This window comes from Cytobacillus oceanisediminis 2691 (genome assembly GCF_000294775.2).
In the GTDB taxonomy this organism is placed as follows: Bacteria; Bacillota; Bacilli; order Bacillales; family Cytobacillaceae; genus Cytobacillus; species Cytobacillus pseudoceanisediminis.
Genome location: NZ_CP015506.1, coordinates 2,172,894 through 2,192,717 on the forward strand (window position 1 = coordinate 2,172,894; position 19,824 = coordinate 2,192,717).

Consider the following 19,824-nt stretch of genomic DNA (forward strand, 5'->3'; position numbering starts at 1 on the left):
TATACAATTCAGAATGTAATTTCAACTAATTAAAGTGAAAACGCGTAAAAGTGATAATGTGCTAAAATTTTCAGCTGGGGTAAGCAAAAGGTTATAAGAGCATTGTCCGGCTCATAAATTATTGGATTCTTGGATGGGCACCTATTTTCTGGTAGTTCATAAAAATAGATTAAAACATGCCATTCTCATTAGGTGAGTCCTCAGGCACAGGCTGCCCAACATCCCAAAGCTCAGCCACTTGGCCACCTTGAAACCGGAAGATATGTACGACGGCTCCTCCGCGATCCTCTGGATTCTGCTTCACATGGGAATGAACCACGACGGTTTCATTCTCCTGGATTGCGAGTCTGACTTCAAGTATTTTGTCAGGGTTTTTCTCTGCATTCTCTTCCATCGCGAGCATGAGTGTATCTGCATCGCCTTTGAAATAGGGATTATGGTGAGTAAAACCAGGGCTGATGTAACACTGGTAGGCTTCGCGGACTTGGCCTGATGCCACGAGCTGCAGGAAAGATACTGCTTTTTCTTTCAGTGATAGGCTTGAAGTCGATTGCTGCTCCGCACTCATTTTCATTCATCCTTTCATATCACAGAAATTACTTAATTTAATAGAAGTATAAAATATACTAAAAGTAATGACAATTATATAATAAAATATTAGTGTGAAATGGAGATTCTTATTAGTTATTGAGAGGGGGCAGTTTGCTTGAGTATCCGTTTTGAAGTGAAAAGAACCATTCAGGTATCTGCACAAAAGGCCTACTACGGTTTAATTGATCTTGATTCGGCCAAGGACTGGATGCAAGGCCTAGTTGGAATAGAGCGGTTCGAAAGCGGGCCATTGAAGGTGGGGAGTCAGTGGAAAGAGACAAGGAAAATGTTTGGAAACGAGGCTACTGAACATTTTGAAGTTATTGATCTTGATGAGCCCTGCAAAATTGTCCTTCGCTGTGACGGGACCAAAGGGACAACAGGCAAAGGAGAATTTATATTTACCTACATAATCGATTCAGCAGGTGATGCTTCAGAAGTTACTTTAGTTGGTGAGATAAAGGGGCTTACTGGTTTGTCAAAGCTGTTTGGAAAGATGATAGCTGGTGCTTTTAAAAAAGCCTGTGCGAAAGATCTGGATTCCTTGAAAAGCTATTTAGAGATGTGATGATTTTGTAGAAAAGTCGAACCGCAAAATTAAACACTGTTTTGAGATAAAGTGTTCGGTCTAAAGACCAAAGTTAAAAAGGAGCAAGTTATGACAATCATAGATAAATTAAAGCTGAGCAAATATAAAAATATGGCTGTGCTAAATCAGCCAAGTGATTATGATATATTTAATGGATTTAAGACGGAATTATCAGGAGAGCATGATGCCATTTTCATTTTTGTTGAAACGATTGATGAAATGGTGAAGCATACTCAAACAGTTATCCAAGAGGATCAGCTTTTTGATAAAGGATATTTATTTTTCGCTTACCCCAAAAAAGGGAACAAGCGGTATGATACCTTCGTTCACAGAGATGAGATTTTTCCAGCCATGAAAGTAGGCGAAGATGGATTTGTGGGGAATAGCGATGTGAAATTCTCACGGATGGTGAGTATGGATGATGTCTTTACTGTTGTTGGATTAAAACGGGAGAAAAAGAAAGAAAAAAAGTCATCCGCCCCGAGTCAATGCGTAGCTGATTACGAGGATAACGTGAAAGACATTGAAAAGCTATTAGAAAATTATCCAGATGAATTGAAATTTTATCTGGAATTAACCCCTGGCTATCAAAGGGATTGGGCCCGTTATGTCTTTTCTGTTAAGCAGCAGAAAACACGTGAGAAACGCGAAGCCCAGATGGTGGAGATTTTATCACAAGGGTATAAATCGGTGGATTTGTTTAGGCAGAAGAAGAAATAAGCAAGGTGCCTGCCCCAGACTTTTGTAATTTGGGGGCAGGCACATTGAAAAAAACTATAATTTAGTTAACTCATCTAAGAATACATCTAATTCCTCAACGGATAAAAATTTAAATGCATAACCATAGCAAATCGGTCCATTTCCTGTGTGTTCCCTTTTAGGGAATTCCCTGAGAGCAGTACTATGACTAAGACCTGTGGATTTTTCCTCCAGTTCCTTATTTCCTTCAACTTTTTTCGGGTTTAAAACGATCGTAATTTCTTTGTTTGGAAGTAGATAAATGACTTCACCGTTTACGATATTTCTAAATTCCACAGCTTTTGATGTTTCTTTCATTGTTTTGAATTTGTTTAAACCAAACGTATTATGTATGTTTCCCATATGATCTTTCCCCCTTTCGAAGTAATTAAATCCCTAAATACTATTATAAGGTAAAATTTCATACCAACTATTGTTTAATAGATTAATAGGCATATCTTTTTTAGAAAAGGGTGCTGTCATCCAGCAATCCATTAATAGGATTTATCCTTTTCTTTTCTTAATGTTGTCGTATATTGCTTTTCACTGCGTTACCTCACCATTTCTTTGATGCAGCCAGGTTAACTTAGGTATGTACTGGTGATATGTACGTTTCGCTTCATGACTGAATATCTGCTGCAAACTGCCAACCTTATGCTTTTGAAGAGTAATAGAGAAACTGTTTGTAAATATATACTATTAGTGGTATAAGAGTCTGTGCAATAAATTAGTTGATGAGTTGAATCCTGTATTAAGATTCAATTTGGTAAATTTTCACTATTTAATCGACAAAATTCATAATATAAAAATAATTCGTATTATTCATTTAAATTATACTCTCCTATTCTATAATTTAGAGTATCTAAATAATAGGAGGTCAAAAGTTTGAAAAAAAAGCTGCTTTTACCCGTATTACTGTCGTCCGCTCTACTGGCGGGGTCGATCCCTGTAAATGTTTTTGCCAAGCCGGCAGATTCAGCAAACGACCATCATCAACAAGCTTTAAAGGAGTGGAATGAGAATGCAAGTGTCCCATTGTTTGTTAAGGAGCGATCTGCAACAAAATTCTCTTCCAGCAGCCCTTCAAACGCGTTAAATTATTTGAAGAAAAATCAGGATAAAACAGGAATTAAAAATCCGGATAAAAACCTGAAATTGAAAAATGTTCAAAAGGATGAACTCGGAATGACTCACGTCCGCTTCAAACAGGCAGTTAATGGCGTGACTGTTGAAGGGGCTGAAGTGACTGTCCATTATAATGAGAAACATGAAGTAGTATCCGTTAATGGAAGAGTAAATCAGGCAATTGCCGATGATGCAGTGGACTCGTCTGTTTCCTTAAGCAATGATGCTGCAATAAAAGAAGCCTTATCCGCTGTCAGTGCTCCAAAAGAACTTACATATACCCCAACTTCCGAGCTTGTTGTCTATCCATTTGAAGGAAAGAATCATACAGCTTATAAAGTAAATGTGAACTTCATGGGGGAAGAGCCTGGGAACTGGTTTGTGTTTGTTGATGCAAAGACAGGCCATGTTATTGATAAATACAATGGCATAATGCATGCTGAAGAAAACAAAACACAAAAAGGTTTTGGTAAAGGGGTACATGGTGACCACAGGGAGCTGCATATTACCCGAGTAAAGGAAGAGGCCTCAGGTACAAAGTTTGCCTTGGCAGATTATTCTCATGAAAATCTCGGTGGGATTCTTACCTATGATGCTAAAAATGATGGAAATTCTAGTAATGATACTCTTTATGTTGGGAATTCCGCTGCCTTTATTGGCGATTATGATCGTGCTGCTGTTGATGCCCATTATAATTCTGAAAAGGTCTATGATTATTTTCTAAATGAGCATGGCCGCAATTCCCTCGATGGGGAAGGAATGGCTATTAATTCGTATGTTCATTATGGCAGCAATTACAACAATGCATTCTGGAATGGGCGTTTTATGACCTATGGGGATGGAGATGGTGAATTCTTTATCCCATTATCAGCGGGACTTGATGTTGCGGCACATGAAATGACGCATGGTGTTATCTCCCATACTGCTAATCTGGCGTACCGGAATCAATCTGGTGCACTGAATGAATCATTTGCCGATGTCTTTGGTGTACTTGTTGATGATGAAGATTGGGAAATGGGTGAGGACATTATGGCCCCAAGCGCCAAAGCTGACGGTGTAACGAGATTGCGCAGCTTAAGTGATCCAAACAGTGTTGTAGTAAGTAACCCTCAAAGAGCAGCCTATGGAAGCGGAGTATATCCGGATCATATGGATGAGTTTTATAATATGCCGCTTAATGTGGACAATGGCGGTGTACATGTGAACTCCTCTATTACCAACCATGCTGCATACTTGATTGGTCAAGAACTTGGAAGGGAGAAATTGGGAAAAATTTACTACCGTGCTTTAACGGTTTACTTAACCTCAAATTCTGATTTTAGTGATGCGCGACAGGCAATCGTTCAGTCCGCCATTGATCTATATGGTGAAGGCAGCGTGGAAGAAGCAGCCGTTCATGCGGGATTTGATGCAGTGGGGATCAACTAAGTAAATACTTGGGGAGTCAGGCATTATTCAATTGAATAATGCCTTTCCTTTTACTTTTTTGGTCCATTCGTTAGTTTCCATATATGTTAGAGAGTATATATATGTGTTTTTATAAAACTAATAACTTTCTGGATAATATCCTCCTTCAGAATTGAATCCATGTTAAATTCAATTCTGAAGGAGTCCGAAAAGCAGTAGACTACATTTAAAGTAATGACCGGGATAATGTTAATTGTCTCGAATATAAATTGTCCTTATAGATTTTTAGAATTGCTTGTGCTTGTATCTGACAGCTTTGACAGCGGGGCAATGCAGGATTGCGTAGAGTTCTTCCTGTTCTTGTAATCCTATATTCTATTTGACATTTATATTGAGTTTGCATATTATAAAAACAAATAACCAAATTGTTTTTATGTTTATGAGAATCTTTAAGCCGGAGGTGTAAAAAAATGCCGAAATTTTCTGAAGCAGAAAAGGAAAGAATCAGGCAGGATATGCTGCGGAATGCACATCAGCTTTTTATAGCAAAGGGGCTGAAAAATACATCCATTGAAGAAATAACATCTTCTGTATCTATAGCAAAAAGCAGCTTTTATGTATTTTTTGAATCAAAGGAAAAGCTTTACCTTGAGTTATTAACTTTAGAAGGGGAAAGTGTTGAAAGACAGGTATGGCCAAAAGTGAAACAGGAAAAGGATACAGGCAGAGCCATAAAAGTTTTGCTTGATGAAATGTCTTCTGCACTGGAATCAAATGTATTAACACAGAGATTAATCACCAATCTGGAAGAATACAACCTGGTTTCCCGAAAGATAAATCACGAATATACAGCAACGAATACTTTAAGAAGCATTGTTCCCCTTTTGGAATTTATAAAGGAGAATAAGGAACTTAACAAAATCATAAATAAAGATGTAGAAGTAATCGCGGGTGTAATACGAGCATGTTTAGCAATGGTTATTCATAAAAAAGATCTTGGTGAGGAGATTTATCCAGCAGTTCAGGAAATTCTTTTCAATGCTGCAGCAAAAGAACTTACAAGATAATCTTTAATACCAGTATTATTTTTAAAAGTTAGGTTGTGAAAAAATGAGTAGAACGAAAAAGCAAGTGATAGAAATTGCAGAACGTCATGGTCTAATGCTTAAGGGAGACACGTTAGTATTTAATGAATCAGGGATGGACTTTCAGGTAGTTTTTGCATTTGATCTGGAGGAAAATGAGTGGGTGCTTCGATTTCCCAGACGTGATGATGTTATGCCAAGAACGAAGGATGAGAAAAAAGCATTAGATTTGGTGAATAAGAACATAACGAATTACCAGGCACCAGACTGGTCCATTTATACGAATGAATTGATTGCATATAAGAAGTTAAATGGAATACCTGCCGGGACAATCGACCATGAAATTCAAAACTATGTTTGGGAAATTGATATCAATAATGTGCCGAAGAGTTTTCATGAAACCCTAGGAAAGGCATTGGCTGATATTCATAGTATTCCAAAGGATCAGGCGGCCGAAGCTGGATTGGTGGTTCATACACCAGAAGAGCTGAGACAGTCAATGAGAGAGCGCATGGATGCAGTAAAGGCAAAATTCGGAACAGGTGAATCGCTGTGGAGAAGATGGCAGGCCTGGTTAACCGATGATGAGCTGTGGCCAATGGAAACGGGGTTTATTCATGGTGATGTACATGCAGGCCATACTTTAATTGATATAAACGCAAATGTAACAGGTTTAATAGATTGGACTGAAGCAAAGGTCTCAGATGTATCAAATGACTTTGTATTCCAATATAAAGCATTCGGCGAAGATGGGCTTGAATCCCTCATTAAAGCATATCGGAAAGCAGGGGGATACACATGGCCTAAGATGAAAGAGCACATCATTGAATTGGAAGCAGCATTTCCAGTTGCCATAGCAGAGTTTGCTATAGTTTCCGGGGAGGAGGAATATGTGGAGATGGCAAGACAGGTGTTAGGTGTGAGTGGGAATAATAAAGCTTAAAAATGAAAAACAAATGGGTCTGTCCATACTGTAAATGGTATTGTGCAGCGTGGACGTCCTATCTTAATTCTTTGAATCGTGAGAGATCCTTCCATCTGTCGTAAAATTAAATTAAAGTTAAATTGAAGGAGCAGATTAAATTGGCACTTAACAAAATTACTCCAAAAGAATTATATGAAAAAATGAAGCAAGAGAATGTCATCTTATTAGATGTAAGAGCAGAGGAAAAATACAAAGCGTATCATCTAGAAGGTTCTAACATCGAAAGTTTAAATATACCAAAAACACATATCTTAAATCACACTTTCGATGCCAAAACTGACTCTTTGCCACAGGGGAAAGAAATAATTGTTGCATGTACAACAGGAAATTCAGCTGCTCTTTGTGCAGCCGTCCTTTCTGAAAAAGAATTCAATGCTACTGTTTTAGTGGGTGGGATTACAGCCTGGAAGGAGTTTATTAGAAGCAAATAATTATTAAAAGCTATTGACTTAAAATAAATCCAGGTGCTATAGTCTATTTAAATTCAAAAAATTCCGGCGATTACTGCAGGAAGTTACAGCCTAGAGGTGTGGTTTGTGGTTAGATTAAAGGATATTGCGGAGTATGTTGGAGTTTCTATTTCTACTGTTTCCAGAGTCATTCAGAATGACCAGACACGGAATGTTAACCAGGAAACGAGAAATAAAATTTGGCAGGCTGTTAAAGAGCTGGGGTATACACCTAATCAGCATGCAAGAAATCTCGTTAACAACAGACAAAATAAAAGTGATGCCAGGACAATGAAAATTGGATGGGTTGCCAATCCTACACAGGCTGAAATCAACCCATACTTTTCTAATATCTATACTGGTATTCGTGATACTTTAACAGAAAATGATTATACATTGATAAGTATTACGAAGGATGAGATTGAGAATGAAGCACTTCTTCTTAAGACCATTCATGATCTGGGTATTGAAGGACTGCTGCTCATAGACAGTATTGATGAGAGCTTAATTGATTACATACAGCAAACGATTCCTGTTGTGGGACTTGACTTCTACTATTCCGATAAAGATATTGCCATAATAGATTATAATCGTGTGGCCGCATTGGAAAAAGTTGTACAGCATTTAGTGAGTCTGGGGCATCGTGATATTGGGTTTATCGGCGGTGGAATAAATGAAGCCTTCCAGGACTTAAATGAAGAATTACGATTTAAAGGTTATCAATCTGCTATGAAAGAAGCAGACCTTTCTATTCGGGATGAATGGGTTATCAATACCAGATGGAAAATGGAAAACAGTTATGAGGGAATGAATCAGCTCATTAAAAGCAGTCCGGGAGATTTGCCGACAGCTATGGTTTGTGCAAGTGATTTAATGGCACTGGCCGCAATGAGAGCAGTTATAGAAAATAAGTTAAGAATACCCGAAGATATTGCTTTCTTTGGAGTGGATAATATTGAAATGGGGAAATATTCATCACCGCCGCTTTCAACAGTAGAAATCCCAAAATATGAAATGGGGAAAATGGCCGCGAAAACGATTATGGAAATGGTAGAGGAAAAAGTAGTACTGCCAATCAAAATTATTTTACCATTTGAGTTAGTTATTCGTGAATCATCTTCTAAAAAACGGACCTAATCGGTTCTTTTTTTTAAAAACGCTTGGAAAACGTTTGGATAAAAAACGGAAAATTTCCGGATTTATTTGGCTCAATAGAGAGGAGAAATTTACATGAAGACAATGACAGCGCTCCTTATAGGAGCTGGAGACAGAGGGGCGAGAGCATATGCACCGTATGCGCTCGATTATCCGCATGAACTAAAGATTATTGCTGTTGCAGAACCAAATAAGGAAAGGAGAGGGAGAATCCAGCAAGAACATCAGATTCCAAATGAAAATTGCTATGAATCATGGGAAGAGATCTCACAGCTGGACAAACAAATTGCCGATATTGCCATTATCTGCACCCTGGATAGAAATCACTTCAAAGTTACCATGAGAGCTTTAGAGCAAGGGTATCATGTCCTCTTGGAAAAACCAATGTCACCAGACCCGGTGGAATGTATATTAATGGAACAGCAAGCTAAAACATATGACCGGCAGCTGACCATCTGCCATGTGCTCAGGTATACCGACTTTTGGAAAGCTATTAAGAAGGTAATTTCCAGAGGGGAGATCGGTGATGTTGTATCTCTTCAATTAAATGAAAATGTTGAAGTTATGCATATGTCACACAGCTTTGTAAGAGGCAATTGGAATAACAAAGAAAAATCAAGTCCGATGATCCTCCAGAAGTCCTGTCATGACATGGATATCATTTCATATATACTGGAAAAACCATGTAAACGATTAAGTTCGTATGGATCCCTGATGCATTTTAAAGCGGAAAATGCCCCGGTAGGAGCCCCATTGCGATGCTTGGATGGATGTCCTGCCGAGCTGGAGTGTCCATTCCATGCAGGACGGTATTATCTCGGTGAAGGAAGAGGATGGGCAAAAAAATTCACAGAAGACTATACAAATGAAGGCATAATTGAAGCCTTGAATAAAACCCCTTATGGAAAGTGTGTATATCGTTCAGATAATAATGTCGTTGACCATCAGGTCGTCAATATGGAATTCGATGGCGGGGCAACTGCAACCTTTAGCATGTGCGGCTTTACAAGAGAACAAACTCGAATCGTACAAATAATGGGAACCAAAGGTGAAATCCGCGGGAACATGGAAGAAAATAAAATCACAATTTATGATTTCCTAACCAGGCAGGAAACTGTGATCCATTTTGGTCAGCCAATAGGCGGGCATGGCGGTGGAGACCGCGGAATTATGAGACTTTTCCTGGAAGAAGTCCGGAACGGTAATAAAAATGACAGTGTTACTTCTGTTTCCGCATCTGTAAGAAGTCATCTAATGGCATTCGCGGCGGAAGAGTCACGATTAAACCAGGGACAATCTATCAATATAGATGAATATTATCTTGGTTTAATTGGCAATATACAAGTTTAAAAGTTTGTGAGCACAGCTCTTTAAGCAGTGTTGTAATATATTTGGCCAGTTAAGATTGTTCTTAATGCAGAAAAATGGGTGTTTGGAAAACGTTATCCAAGGAGGTGGTGAACGTTATAAAAGTCATATTGTCCATAACATTTTGATTCATCTAGAGATAAACCCCTTATGTTTAGAGTTAGGTTAACAAAAAACTTTAGGAAAGAAGGGAAATGGGATGAAGAAATGGATCATCATGCTGGTAACCGTTGTATTAGGTTTGATTGGTTTATCTGGCTGCAGTGATAGTGATGCAGCATCCGGCGGAGAAAAAGATGGCAAGGTTGAGATTACGTATGGTTTTTGGGATAAAAAGCAGGTTCCTGCGATTGAAGAAATTATTAAGCTATTTAATGAAAAATATCCGGATATTAAAGTGAAAACAGAAATCACTCCTTATGGCCAATACTTTCAAAAGCTCGAAACAGCGGCAACGGGAGGTGCTTTGCCAGATGTTTTATGGATGAATGGTGCACACGTTGTTCAGTATGCAGAAGGGAAGGTCATTCTCCCATTAAGTGAAATGGCGGAAAAGGACGACTATAGCTTAGATAATTATCCGGAATCATTGATTGATCTGTACACGGTAGATGGAGATATTTATGGGATCCCTAAAGATTACGATACAACTGGGCTATGGTATAACAAGAAAATCTTCGATGAAGCTGGAGTGTCCTACCCGGATGAAACATGGGATTGGGAGAAATTGAAGGAAGCAGCAAAACAGCTGACTGACAAAGAAAAGGGAATTTGGGGCTATGCGGCATTGATGGGGAATCAAGGCGGATATTATGATTTCATTTGGCAGAATGACGGCTATATCATTTCTAAGGATAGTAAGTCTGTTGGGTTCGACCAGCCTGAAGCAATCGAGGCATTAGAATACAATGTCAGCTTTATTAAAGAAGGACTCTCTCCTACTCAAGCACAGATGACCGAAACGGCGGCTTCTGAATTATTTTCTTCTGGAAAGATAGCGATGATGTTTGATGGTCCTTGGATGGTTCCTGAATATAAGAAAAATCCCGATTTAGATGTAGCGGTGGTTCCACAAGGGAAAAAACGTGCCGTTTCTATTCACGGGCTTTCCAATGTAATATCTTCGAATACAAAACATAAAGAAGAAGCCTGGAAGTTTCTTCAATTCCTTGGTTCTAAAGAAGCAGCAGTAGTCTATGCCAAGACAGGAACCGTTATTCCTGCATTTAATGGTACACAGGATGCATGGAAAGAATCAGTCCCTAATTTAAACCTTCAAGCATTTATTGATGGAGCAGAATATTCAGTGCCTCTGCCAAGTGTGGAAAACACGGGGGAAATCTGGCAGTACGAAACAGATGTACTTAAAAAGGCGTGGAGTGAGGAAATAAGTATTGAAGAAGCAGCAGAAGAGCTGACAAAGAAAGCAAATGAGGCATTGTCCAAGTAATTACTAATTGAAGAGAAGGATTTTGCTATTCTTCTCTTCCATTCTAATAAGGAGGGATGACTTTGAAGGAAGTACCTCTTCAGACAGAAGTAAAATCAGCCAAAAGGATAAAGGTTTCGAGCCTCGCCAAAACAAGGAAGCGTTCAGACTATTTTTGGGCTTATCTTATGATTGCACCTACAATGCTGGGATTGTTTATTTTTTATCTCTGGCCCATTGTTCAGAATTTTTACTTTAGCTTCACCGAATGGGGTGCATTTGGACAGTATGAATGGACAGGCTTAGACAATTATAAGAGATTGCTTGAGGATGCAACTCTCCTGCAAGCATTTAAAAACACAAGCATCTATATCATTTTTACCGTGCCGATTGGAATTTTCCTTTCCATTATTGTGGCTGTTCTTTTAAATCAGAATTTCAAAGGTAAATCTATTTACCGTACTTTATACTTTTTACCAGTCATCACTATGCCAGCTGCCATTGCGATGGTCTGGAAATGGCTATATAACGCAGACTATGGGATGTTTAATTATTTATTATCATTGGCCGGAATTGACGGGCCACAGTGGGTAAGTGATCCCAGTATTGCTTTATATTCGATTATCGCAGTAGCGATTTGGAGCGGTATTGGCTACAATATGGTCATTTTTCTTTCAGGGCTGCAAGGTATTCCAAAGATGTATTATGAGGCAGCAGAAATAGATGGGGCAGGCCCTGTCACTGTATTTTTTAAAATTACACTGCCGCTGCTTTCACCGGTTATTTTCTTTGTGTCCATTATGTCACTGATTGGTGCTTTTCAAGTATTCGATTTGATTTTCATGATGATTGGGAAAAGCAGCACCGCGCTTGAAAGTACACAGTCTATAGTCTATTTGTTCTATCAGCATGCATTTGTATTAAATGATAAAGGATATGCTGCGGCTATTGCCGTTCTTTTATTAGCGGTCATTTTAATTATTACAGCCATCCAAATGGTTCTTCAGAAAAAGTGGGTTCATTATGATTAAAGGGAGTGGTGTTGATGGACAGAGCAATTAAGCTTATTACAAGTAAAACATTCCTTTTCCATTTCATCCTGATTATTGGGGCTGCAGCAATGGTTCTGCCCTTCCTATGGATGATCCTTACCTCGTTAAAGACATATGCTGAGTCGATTCAAGTCCCCCCGGTTTTGATTCCCGAAGATTTTCAATGGGGAAATTATAAAGAGGTATTTGGACTCCTGCCCTTTTTCAAATTTATGTACAATACCGTAATTATTACAGTTCTTCGAACAGCCGGCCAATTGTTCTTATGTTCATTAGCTGCATATGCATTCGCCAGAATTGAATTTCCGGGAAGGAACATTCTATTTTTGTTAGCGCTTACTGTTTTAATGGTGCCTGGGCAAGTTTTTCTATTGCCGCAATATATGATAATGGTGAAATTAGGCTGGCTCAATTCCCTTCAGGCCGTCATTGTACCGGGTTTATTCAGCGCGTTTGGCACGTTTCTATTGAGGCAGTTTTTTATGGGACTGCCAAAAGAATTGGAGGAAGCAGCCAGACTAGATGGCTGTAATCATTTCCAAATTTATTGGAAGGTGATGCTCCCGCTTGCAAAGCCGGGTTTAATCGCTCTTGGGATCTTTACAACACTCTGGAGCTGGAATGAATTGATGTGGCCGATGATTGTCAATAGTTCTCCTGAGTCTATGACTCTATCAGTGGGATTATCCTCACTTCAGGGTCAATTTTTGACTAATTACCCAATTCTTATGGCTGGATCATTCTTAGCCATCTTGCCAATGCTAATCTTGTTTATCTTCCTGCAGAAGCAGTTTATTGAAGGGATTGCTGTTGCGGGAGGAAAATAAAAAGAAAATTATTTTATATTTTTTCAGATTCAAAAAACTCCTCTTTTGGTTTTCTATAAGTTTTATTTGAATCCACTTAACCCAACAATCCATCTTCGAAGAGTGTTTATTGGAGGCGGGTAATAGATTATGGGCTAATTTCAGACTATTATCGAAAATGCCCATTAATTGATACCATATAAAACGGGTTGTTGGGTTGACACGGTAACTTGAAATGGTATAATTTAATTAAATTTTCAAATAATTAATATTGCTAAAGCACGAACTGGAGGAAATGGATTCAATGAAACAATTGCAGCACGATAGTATTATCCCGCTTTACCATCAGCTTAAAGAGATATTAAAGGATTCGGTAGACAATGGTAATTGGAATACTGGAGACAAAGTTCCTTCTGAAAATCAATTAATGGAAGAGTATGGGGTAAGCAGGAATACAGTAAAAAAAGCGATCGAAGAGCTTGTTCAGGATGGGGTTCTGTATAGAATCCAAGGCAAAGGCACTTTTGTTTCAAAGCCCAAGTTTCAGCAGCCATTAATGGGTTTTTATAGTTTTAGCAAAGTCCTTAAAGAACATGGAATGAATCCTAAAGACATTATTATAGATATTCGGGAAGTCAAGCCTGGTGCCAAAATTAAAGAAGGGCTGCAAATGAAAAATGACAGCAATGTCATTGAATTAAAACGCTTGAGATGTGCGAATGACGAACCCTTTATTCTGGAATCATCTTTTTTTACAAAAGAGACGGTACCTGATATGACCAAGTTAAATGAAGTTGGTTCGATATCACTATATGATTTGCTCGATCAGCAATTTAATGTTGTCGTTACGCGAGCAAAAGAAGCTTTTGAACCAGTTCTAATCCGGGGAGATGAGAGCAAGTTTCTTCAAACCAAGGAAGGTCTTCCTGCATTACTATTAGAAAGGACAGCATTTGATAAAGAAGGTAGGCCTGTAGAGTTTTGCCGATCTATTGTCCGCGGTGACCGCTGCCGTTTCTATACTGAACTGACCTAATAAGTATTAATGACTCATAGTGTCAAGGCTATGAGTTAAATTTTCCGTTAACTTGTACCAACAACCCATCTTCCTATAGATGGGTTGTAATGCAATTGTTGAAACCATTCAGAAGGGAGTAGAAATATGACAGCATTAGTAGCTGACATCGGCGGTACAAAGATCGCAGCTGCCTTTGTTTCTGATAATGAAAAGACATTAAAACAACGAGTACAGGCTGGCAGTATATCACTTGATGCAAATGCGCTATTTGAACGTATACTTGCCTTGTTTTTTCAAATAATGGAAGCCGAAAAACTAAAACCGGAAGAAATCAGCTTCATTGGATTGGGGATTCCAGGAAAAGTGGATTCAGTTAATGGGCTTGCTGTTTATCAAAATAATTTGCCATGGAGGAATTTTCCCCTTAGAGAAAAGCTCAAGATATTTTTTCCTTATGCAGAAATAGTGATGGATAACGATGTGTATATGGCTGCTTATGGTGAATGGACTGAATGGAAAATGGCAAAGGAGACTTTTGCCTATGTAACGATTAGTACGGGTATTTCCTCATGTCTGCTATCTGAAGGTAAGTTTTTGCGAGGAGCAGGAATTGCTGGAGAGATCGGACTCACCCTATTGGAGAATGGGGATGAACTCATAAGCTTAGAGAATCTTGCTTCAGGAACGGCCATTGGAGTAAAAGCAAATAAAATATTTAACCCGGGATTCACCGTTGCTGAAGTGATGGATCTATATCATCGTGAAGACCTTCAGGCCTCTGAGATGATTCATAGAGCTGCAAGGTGTATTGCAAGAGGATTACATCAGCTATTTACCATAGTCGATCCACATTTGGTCGTGGTTGGTGGAGGGGTTATTATTAACCAGCCTGAATTTCTTGATCTTATAAAACAGGAACTTAAAAATATAGTGCAAAACCCGCTCCAGGAGGGGATTGAAAAAAGGGTGCATTTAAGCAAGTTAAAAGCGGATGCCGGATTATTTGGATGTCTGTATCGAACTTCGGTAAAAAGGATGGGAAACAGCCCTTTATAAGAAAGTTAATAGATATCAAGAATGGAGTGAATTCCTATGGGTTCAGTAAAAAATTTACACGAAGAAGAACTAAAAGGCGCGCAGCACACTGTAAAAGAAATTCTTCAACAGCCGGAACTCTGGCTTCAGACAGTTAGTATTATCGAAAAACAAAAAGCGGTCATTAAGGATTTTATCAGTCGAAAGCTGATTGCCAAACAGGCACGGATTATTTTTACTGGAGCAGGTACATCGGCATATGTTGGGGATACTTTAACACCTCATTTAAGAAAAGAACTCCCTTATCAAATTGACTCAATTTCGACTACGGATATTGTTACAAACCCGCTGAATTATTTGAAGCCAGAGGTTCCCACCGTTTTAGTATCATTTGCCAGAAGTGGAAATAGCCCTGAATCAGTTGCTACTTACAGTTTGGCTAAAAAGCTGATCAACAATGTTAGCCAAATAATCATCACATGCAATCCAGATGGACAGCTTGCAAAGGAGGCTGGAAAAGACGAAAATTCTTTGCTCCTTTTAATGCCGAAAAAAGCAAATGACAAGGGGTTTGCGATGACAAGCTCATTCAGCTGTATGTACCTTTCTGCTCTCCTTACTTTCCAGTTAAATCGATTCGAAGTGTTAAAGAAAAAAGCAGAAGCTGTTTCCAAAAACGCTGAGAGCATTTTAACCACGAAATATGAAACGTTAAAAAGTATTGTCAGCCTCAATAAGAAAAGAGTTGTGTATCTTGGTTCGTCAACTTTAAAAGGCTTGTCCCAGGAGGCGAGCTTAAAGCATTTGGAGCTTACTTCCGGGAAGATACCAACATTTCACGAATCGGTTCTTGGGTTTAGACATGGCCCGAAGTCACTGGTTGATGACGAAACCCTGATCTTCGTTTTTATTTCCAATGATCCTTATACCAGAAAATACGAGATTGATTTATTGCAAGAGTTAAAGAATGATGGCGGCAGTAAAACAGTGGTAGCAATTGCAAACACCATTGATGAAGGAATTGATGAATTATGTGACTGCGCTTTTATTATTCCGGAACAGGAGAATATTCACCTGGAAGACCACTTGATTGCTTTGAATTACTTAATTATCGGACAGTTATTTGCGTTGTTTAACTCCATCCACCTGGGTGTGACACCTGATAATCCTAGCCCAACCGGAATAGTTAATAGGGTTGTTAAAGGAGTTAACATATATAACTTTTAAAAAAAGAGGGGGAATACAAAGTGCCAAACATTTTATTGACACGAATTGATAACCGGCTTGTCCATGGTCAGGTAGGTGTTACCTGGGTTAATCACCTTGGGGCTAACCTCATTGTTGTAGCCAATGATGAGGTAGCTGAAGATGAAGTACAGCAAGACTTAATGGAAATGGTAGTCCCTGAAGCAATCGGTGTCCGTTTTTTCTCGATCCAGACAACTGCAGACATTATTCATGATGCATCAGAAGATCAATATATCTTCTTAGTTTCTAAAACTCCTCAGGATGTCCTGAGGCTTGTCGAAGGAGGTGTTCCGATCGACAAAGTGAATATTGGAAATATGCACTATTCTGAAGGGAAGACACAAATTTACTCCACCGTTTCTGTTGATGATGCTGACAAAGAAGCATTTCGCAAACTAAAAGAACATGGTGTGAAACTCGAAGTGCGCCGTGTTCCTGATGAAAGGCCGGATGACATTTATAAATTCCTTTAAGGGAAAGGATGGTGTGAAGGATGGATCAGGAAATATTGCTTCAGGCATTGTTGATTGCTATATGGGCTGGCATTGCCGGCATCGACTTATTTAACGGTTTGTTACACATTCACCGCCCCATTGTAACTGGAGTCATCGTTGGGTTAATTCTAGGCGATTTGCCTACTGGTGTGATGACTGGGGCTGCAATTGAATTAGTATGGGCAGGAATGGTACCGCTTGCAGGAGCTCAGCCTCCAAATGTAGTTATTGGCGGAATAATTGGTACAGCATTTGCAATTTTGACTGGCCAGGATCCTCAAGTTGCAATCGGAGTTGCTGTTCCATTTGCCGTTGCAGTCCAGGCTTGTATCACATTAATGTTTACGGCCTTTTCACCTGTCATGCATAAAGCTGACAAATATGCCGAAGAAGCAAATACAAAAGGCATCGACAGGATTAATTACCTTGGAATAGCAACACTATTCGTTTTCTATTTTGTGGTTGCATTCCTTCCAATCTACTTTGGAGCTGATGCAGCCAAGAGTGTAGTCGAATCACTTCCTGCCTGGATCATTGCAGGTCTCGGTACAGCTGGCGGTATGATGGCAGCCATTGGGTTTGCCATGCTTTTAAAAATTATGCTTAAGAAACAGTATATTGCCTATTTTATAGTTGGATTCATCCTTGTTACTTATTTACAAATGCCGATTATTGCTGTCGCGCTAATCGGTCTGGCAATTGCTATGTATGACTTTTATAAAACAATTGGCGGCCAGGGAGCTGCTATGAGGGGGGCGAGAGGCCGTGGCATCTGAAAATGCAGCGATTGAACCGGAAATTTCTGTTCAGGCAAACAATCCTGAGTTTTATGAAGATTCTTCAGCCGAACAGTTAATTACAAAAAAAGACCTCAACAAAATGGTCTGGCGCTCACTATTGCTTCAGGCATCTTTCAACTATGAAAGAATGCAGGCAGCAGGCTGGCTATACTCTATTCTTCCAGGACTAAAGAAGGTTCACAAAAATAAGCATGACCTTAGTGAATCAATGAAAAGCCATATGGAATTCTTTAATACCCATCCTTTTCTAGTAAACATCATTATGGGAATTGTCCTCGCAATGGAGGAGAGAAAACAAAACCGGAATACCATACGTGCTATCCGGGTTGCCATGATGGGTCCCCTGGGTGGTATCGGGGATGCCTTGTTTTGGTTAACACTTCTGCCTATTTGTGTTGGTATAGGTGTTTCGCTCGGAGCAGATGGCAATCCAATAGGTGCACTTGTGTTCCTTATTATATTCAATGTCGTCCATTTTGGACTGCGCTTCGGTCTTATGCGATATGGCTATAATGCTGGAACCAATGCCATCAGCTCATTAAAAGAAAACACCAAGAAAGTGTCTCATGCTGCCTCTATCGTTGGCTTGACAGTGGTAGGCGGGCTTATTGCCTCATTTGTGCAGTTAAAGGCAAATCTGGTCATTCATGCAGGCAAAGCTGAAATTGCCCTGCAGGAAGATTTGCTGGATAAGATCATGCCAAACATGCTGCCGTTAGGCTATACCTTATTAATGTATTACTTGCTAAAAAGAGGCTTGTCCCCTGTTATTTTAATTCTGATTACAGTTGTTATTGGCATTATTGGTAAGATACCATTCCCATTCGGCACCATTCTTTAAACGGGAGTGAGGAGGAAAAATAATGAACGGTTTAATTGTTTCAGGGCATGGTTCCTTTGCTGCAGGTCTTCACTCTTCATTGAAGTTGATTGCAGGGGAACAGCCACGTATAGAGTATGTTGATTTCTTAGAATCAGAATCTACATCAGATCTTGAAGTAAAGATGAAAGCAGCATTGGCAAACTTAAAGTGCTGCAATGGGGTACTCGTTCTGTGCGACCTTGTGGGAGGTTCGCCCTTTAAAACGGCTGTTTCTCTAACAAACGACAAACAGGATACTGCTGTTATTGGCGGAGCAAATCTGGCAATGGTTATGGAAACCGCCATTATCAAAGACAATGTCTCCATAGACGAACTAAAAGAAATAGCCATCACTTCAGGAAAAGAAGCGATAAAATGTTTCCAGAAATCTGATCGCCTCAAGAGAGATGGAGCAGGTATTTAATGGAGGCTATTTGTGCAGATAAAATCTATGGCCCTAACAGCAGAATACATTCAGGATTTGTGATTTATAAGAATGGATTCATAACGGATATTACGGAAGAGGAACCAGACTGCCAGATACATGATTTCTCGGGATTTTCCGTTATCCCTGGTCTTATTGATATTCATATCCATGGCATTTCAGGGAATGACACGATGGATGCAGCGCCGGAAGCTTTGCAGGAGATTTCTATATCACTTGCAAGGCATGGGGTGACGTCCTTTTTGCCTACAACTCTTACGCATGATTTTGAGAAAATAAAGGCACCCGTTAGCGAGATTGGCAGACAAATAGGAAAGACAGCTGGAGCAGAAATCCTCGGTTCGTATGTTGAAGGACCTTATTTAGCCTCTGAGCACAGAGGCGCGCATCCTGTGAATTACATGCGAGAAATATCAATGGAAGAAATTGATGAGTTAATTAAAGCATCCCAAAATATGATTAAAATTCTAGCGCTGGCACCGGAAAAGGAGATGGCTTTAAAGGTTATTCCCTATCTGAAAAGTCTGGGAATTCTTGTCTCACTGGGACATACCAATGCAGACTATGAAACTGCCAATCTGGCAATAGATAGCGGGGCTAGTATTTCAGTTCATACGTTTAACGGAATGCGTGGATTCACCCATCGTGATCCGGGATGTCTGGGAGCTTTCCTGACAAATGAACATATTTTTTGCGAGTTGATAGCTGATTTGGAACACGTGCATCCAGCAGGTATTCAATTGCTTCACAAAGCAAAAGGAGCAGACGAGATTCTATTAATTAGCGACAGTATGGCCGCAGCGGATTTACCGGATGGGAAGTATAAGCTTGGAAGCCTAACTGTCAGAGTAAAAGACGGAATAGCCAGAACAATGGAGACTGGATCCCTGGCAGGCAGTACTGCAAATTTAATGAGCTGCTTAAGAAACACAAAGGAGGTTCTAGGGCTGCCGCTTGAATCCATTTTGCCGATGGCTACTATAAATCAAGCTAAATTGCTGGGTGTTGATCATGAAATCGGCACCATTGAAATTGGAAAAAAGTTAAATGCAGCTGTTATTGACGATGCATTCAATGTAATAGCCACCTTTGTTAATGGAAAAGTTGCTTTTATGGAGGAGAAAATAAATTGAGTAAAAATAA

The 19,824-nt window shown here is 39.4% G+C and carries 21 protein-coding genes; 19 read left to right on the forward strand and 2 right to left on the reverse strand.

The window, feature by feature from the left end; translation table 11 throughout:
• Positions 1-169 precede the first annotated feature (169 nt).
• Positions 170-568: a polyketide cyclase gene (locus tag A361_RS11165; protein ID WP_009330509.1), complete on the reverse strand. Its 399-nt coding sequence runs from the start codon at positions 566-568 to the stop codon at positions 170-172.
• 138 nt (positions 569-706) lie between these two features.
• Between A361_RS11165 and A361_RS11170 the strand changes: the two genes are divergently transcribed.
• Both A361_RS11170 and A361_RS11175 read left to right on the forward strand, forming a co-directional pair.
• Complete coding sequence (locus A361_RS11170) at positions 707-1,159, forward strand: SRPBCC family protein (RefSeq protein ID WP_019381987.1); 453 nt, start codon at positions 707-709, stop codon at positions 1,157-1,159.
• A 90-nt stretch (positions 1,160-1,249) separates the two neighbouring features.
• A complete protein-coding gene (locus A361_RS11175) occupies positions 1,250-1,900 on the forward strand; it encodes a YdeI/OmpD-associated family protein (protein ID WP_019381988.1) in 651 nt (216 codons plus the stop codon).
• Between the two features lie 54 nt (positions 1,901-1,954).
• Here the strand turns inward: A361_RS11175 and A361_RS11180 are convergent, their stop codons facing one another.
• Positions 1,955-2,281 (reverse strand): hypothetical protein, encoded by a 327-nt coding sequence (locus A361_RS11180; protein WP_019381989.1) that lies wholly within the window; start codon positions 2,279-2,281, stop codon positions 1,955-1,957.
• A gap of 522 nt (positions 2,282-2,803) precedes the next feature.
• Here A361_RS11180 and A361_RS11185 point away from each other — a divergent pair.
• The 17 genes from A361_RS11185 to nagA all read left to right on the forward strand — a co-directional run bounded on the left by A361_RS11185 (position 2,804) and on the right by nagA (position 19,814).
• A complete protein-coding gene (locus tag A361_RS11185) occupies positions 2,804-4,471 on the forward strand; it encodes a M4 family metallopeptidase (RefSeq protein WP_009330505.1) in 1,668 nt (555 codons plus the stop codon).
• A 449-nt stretch (positions 4,472-4,920) separates the two neighbouring features.
• Entirely contained in the window at positions 4,921-5,517 is a 597-nt protein-coding gene (locus A361_RS11190) for a TetR/AcrR family transcriptional regulator (RefSeq protein ID WP_019381990.1), read from the forward strand.
• Between the two features lie 43 nt (positions 5,518-5,560).
• A complete protein-coding gene (locus A361_RS11195; RefSeq protein ID WP_019381991.1) occupies positions 5,561-6,478 on the forward strand; it encodes a macrolide 2'-phosphotransferase in 918 nt (305 codons plus the stop codon).
• A 140-nt stretch (positions 6,479-6,618) separates the two neighbouring features.
• Positions 6,619-6,951 carry a rhodanese-like domain-containing protein gene (locus A361_RS11200; RefSeq protein ID WP_019381992.1) on the forward strand — a complete coding sequence of 111 codons (333 nt, stop codon included), beginning with the start codon at positions 6,619-6,621 and terminating at the stop codon, positions 6,949-6,951.
• 105 nt (positions 6,952-7,056) lie between these two features.
• Entirely contained in the window at positions 7,057-8,106 is a 1,050-nt protein-coding gene (locus A361_RS11205) for a LacI family DNA-binding transcriptional regulator (RefSeq protein ID WP_009330501.1), read from the forward strand.
• A 93-nt stretch (positions 8,107-8,199) separates the two neighbouring features.
• A complete protein-coding gene (locus A361_RS11210; RefSeq protein WP_019381993.1) occupies positions 8,200-9,474 on the forward strand; it encodes a Gfo/Idh/MocA family protein in 1,275 nt (424 codons plus the stop codon).
• A gap of 217 nt (positions 9,475-9,691) precedes the next feature.
• Entirely contained in the window at positions 9,692-10,942 is a 1,251-nt protein-coding gene (locus tag A361_RS11215; RefSeq protein ID WP_019381994.1) for an ABC transporter substrate-binding protein, read from the forward strand.
• A 56-nt stretch (positions 10,943-10,998) separates the two neighbouring features.
• The gene (locus A361_RS11220) at positions 10,999-11,952 is read left to right on the forward strand and encodes a carbohydrate ABC transporter permease (RefSeq protein WP_051005556.1); all 954 of its coding nucleotides are present in this window, start codon (positions 10,999-11,001) and stop codon (positions 11,950-11,952) included.
• Positions 11,953-11,966: 14 nt separating this feature from the next.
• Positions 11,967-12,800 carry a carbohydrate ABC transporter permease gene (locus A361_RS11225; RefSeq protein ID WP_019381996.1) on the forward strand — a complete coding sequence of 278 codons (834 nt, stop codon included), beginning with the start codon at positions 11,967-11,969 and terminating at the stop codon, positions 12,798-12,800.
• 283 nt (positions 12,801-13,083) lie between these two features.
• A complete protein-coding gene (locus A361_RS11230; protein WP_009330496.1) occupies positions 13,084-13,815 on the forward strand; it encodes a GntR family transcriptional regulator in 732 nt (243 codons plus the stop codon).
• 126 nt (positions 13,816-13,941) lie between these two features.
• The gene (locus A361_RS11235) at positions 13,942-14,853 is read left to right on the forward strand and encodes an ROK family protein (protein WP_019381997.1); all 912 of its coding nucleotides are present in this window, start codon (positions 13,942-13,944) and stop codon (positions 14,851-14,853) included.
• A gap of 36 nt (positions 14,854-14,889) precedes the next feature.
• A complete protein-coding gene (locus tag A361_RS11240) occupies positions 14,890-16,059 on the forward strand; it encodes an SIS domain-containing protein (RefSeq protein WP_019381998.1) in 1,170 nt (389 codons plus the stop codon).
• A 20-nt stretch (positions 16,060-16,079) separates the two neighbouring features.
• Complete coding sequence (gene agaV / locus A361_RS11245) at positions 16,080-16,553, forward strand: PTS N-acetylgalactosamine transporter subunit IIB (protein WP_009330493.1); 474 nt, start codon at positions 16,080-16,082, stop codon at positions 16,551-16,553.
• 20 nt (positions 16,554-16,573) lie between these two features.
• Positions 16,574-17,350 carry a PTS N-acetylgalactosamine transporter subunit IIC gene (gene agaW, locus A361_RS11250; protein ID WP_019381999.1) on the forward strand — a complete coding sequence of 259 codons (777 nt, stop codon included), beginning with the start codon at positions 16,574-16,576 and terminating at the stop codon, positions 17,348-17,350.
• Entirely contained in the window at positions 17,340-18,215 is an 876-nt protein-coding gene (locus tag A361_RS11255; protein ID WP_019382000.1) for a PTS system mannose/fructose/sorbose family transporter subunit IID, read from the forward strand. The genes agaW and A361_RS11255 overlap by 11 nt, the downstream gene beginning before the upstream one ends.
• Before the next feature lie 22 nt (positions 18,216-18,237).
• A complete protein-coding gene (agaF, locus tag A361_RS11260; protein ID WP_019382001.1) occupies positions 18,238-18,660 on the forward strand; it encodes a PTS galactosamine/N-acetylgalactosamine transporter subunit IIA in 423 nt (140 codons plus the stop codon).
• The gene (nagA, locus tag A361_RS11265) at positions 18,660-19,814 is read left to right on the forward strand and encodes an N-acetylglucosamine-6-phosphate deacetylase (protein ID WP_019382002.1); all 1,155 of its coding nucleotides are present in this window, start codon (positions 18,660-18,662) and stop codon (positions 19,812-19,814) included. Before agaF ends, nagA begins: the two co-directional genes overlap by 1 nt.
• The last annotated feature ends 10 nt before the right edge of the window (positions 19,815-19,824 follow it).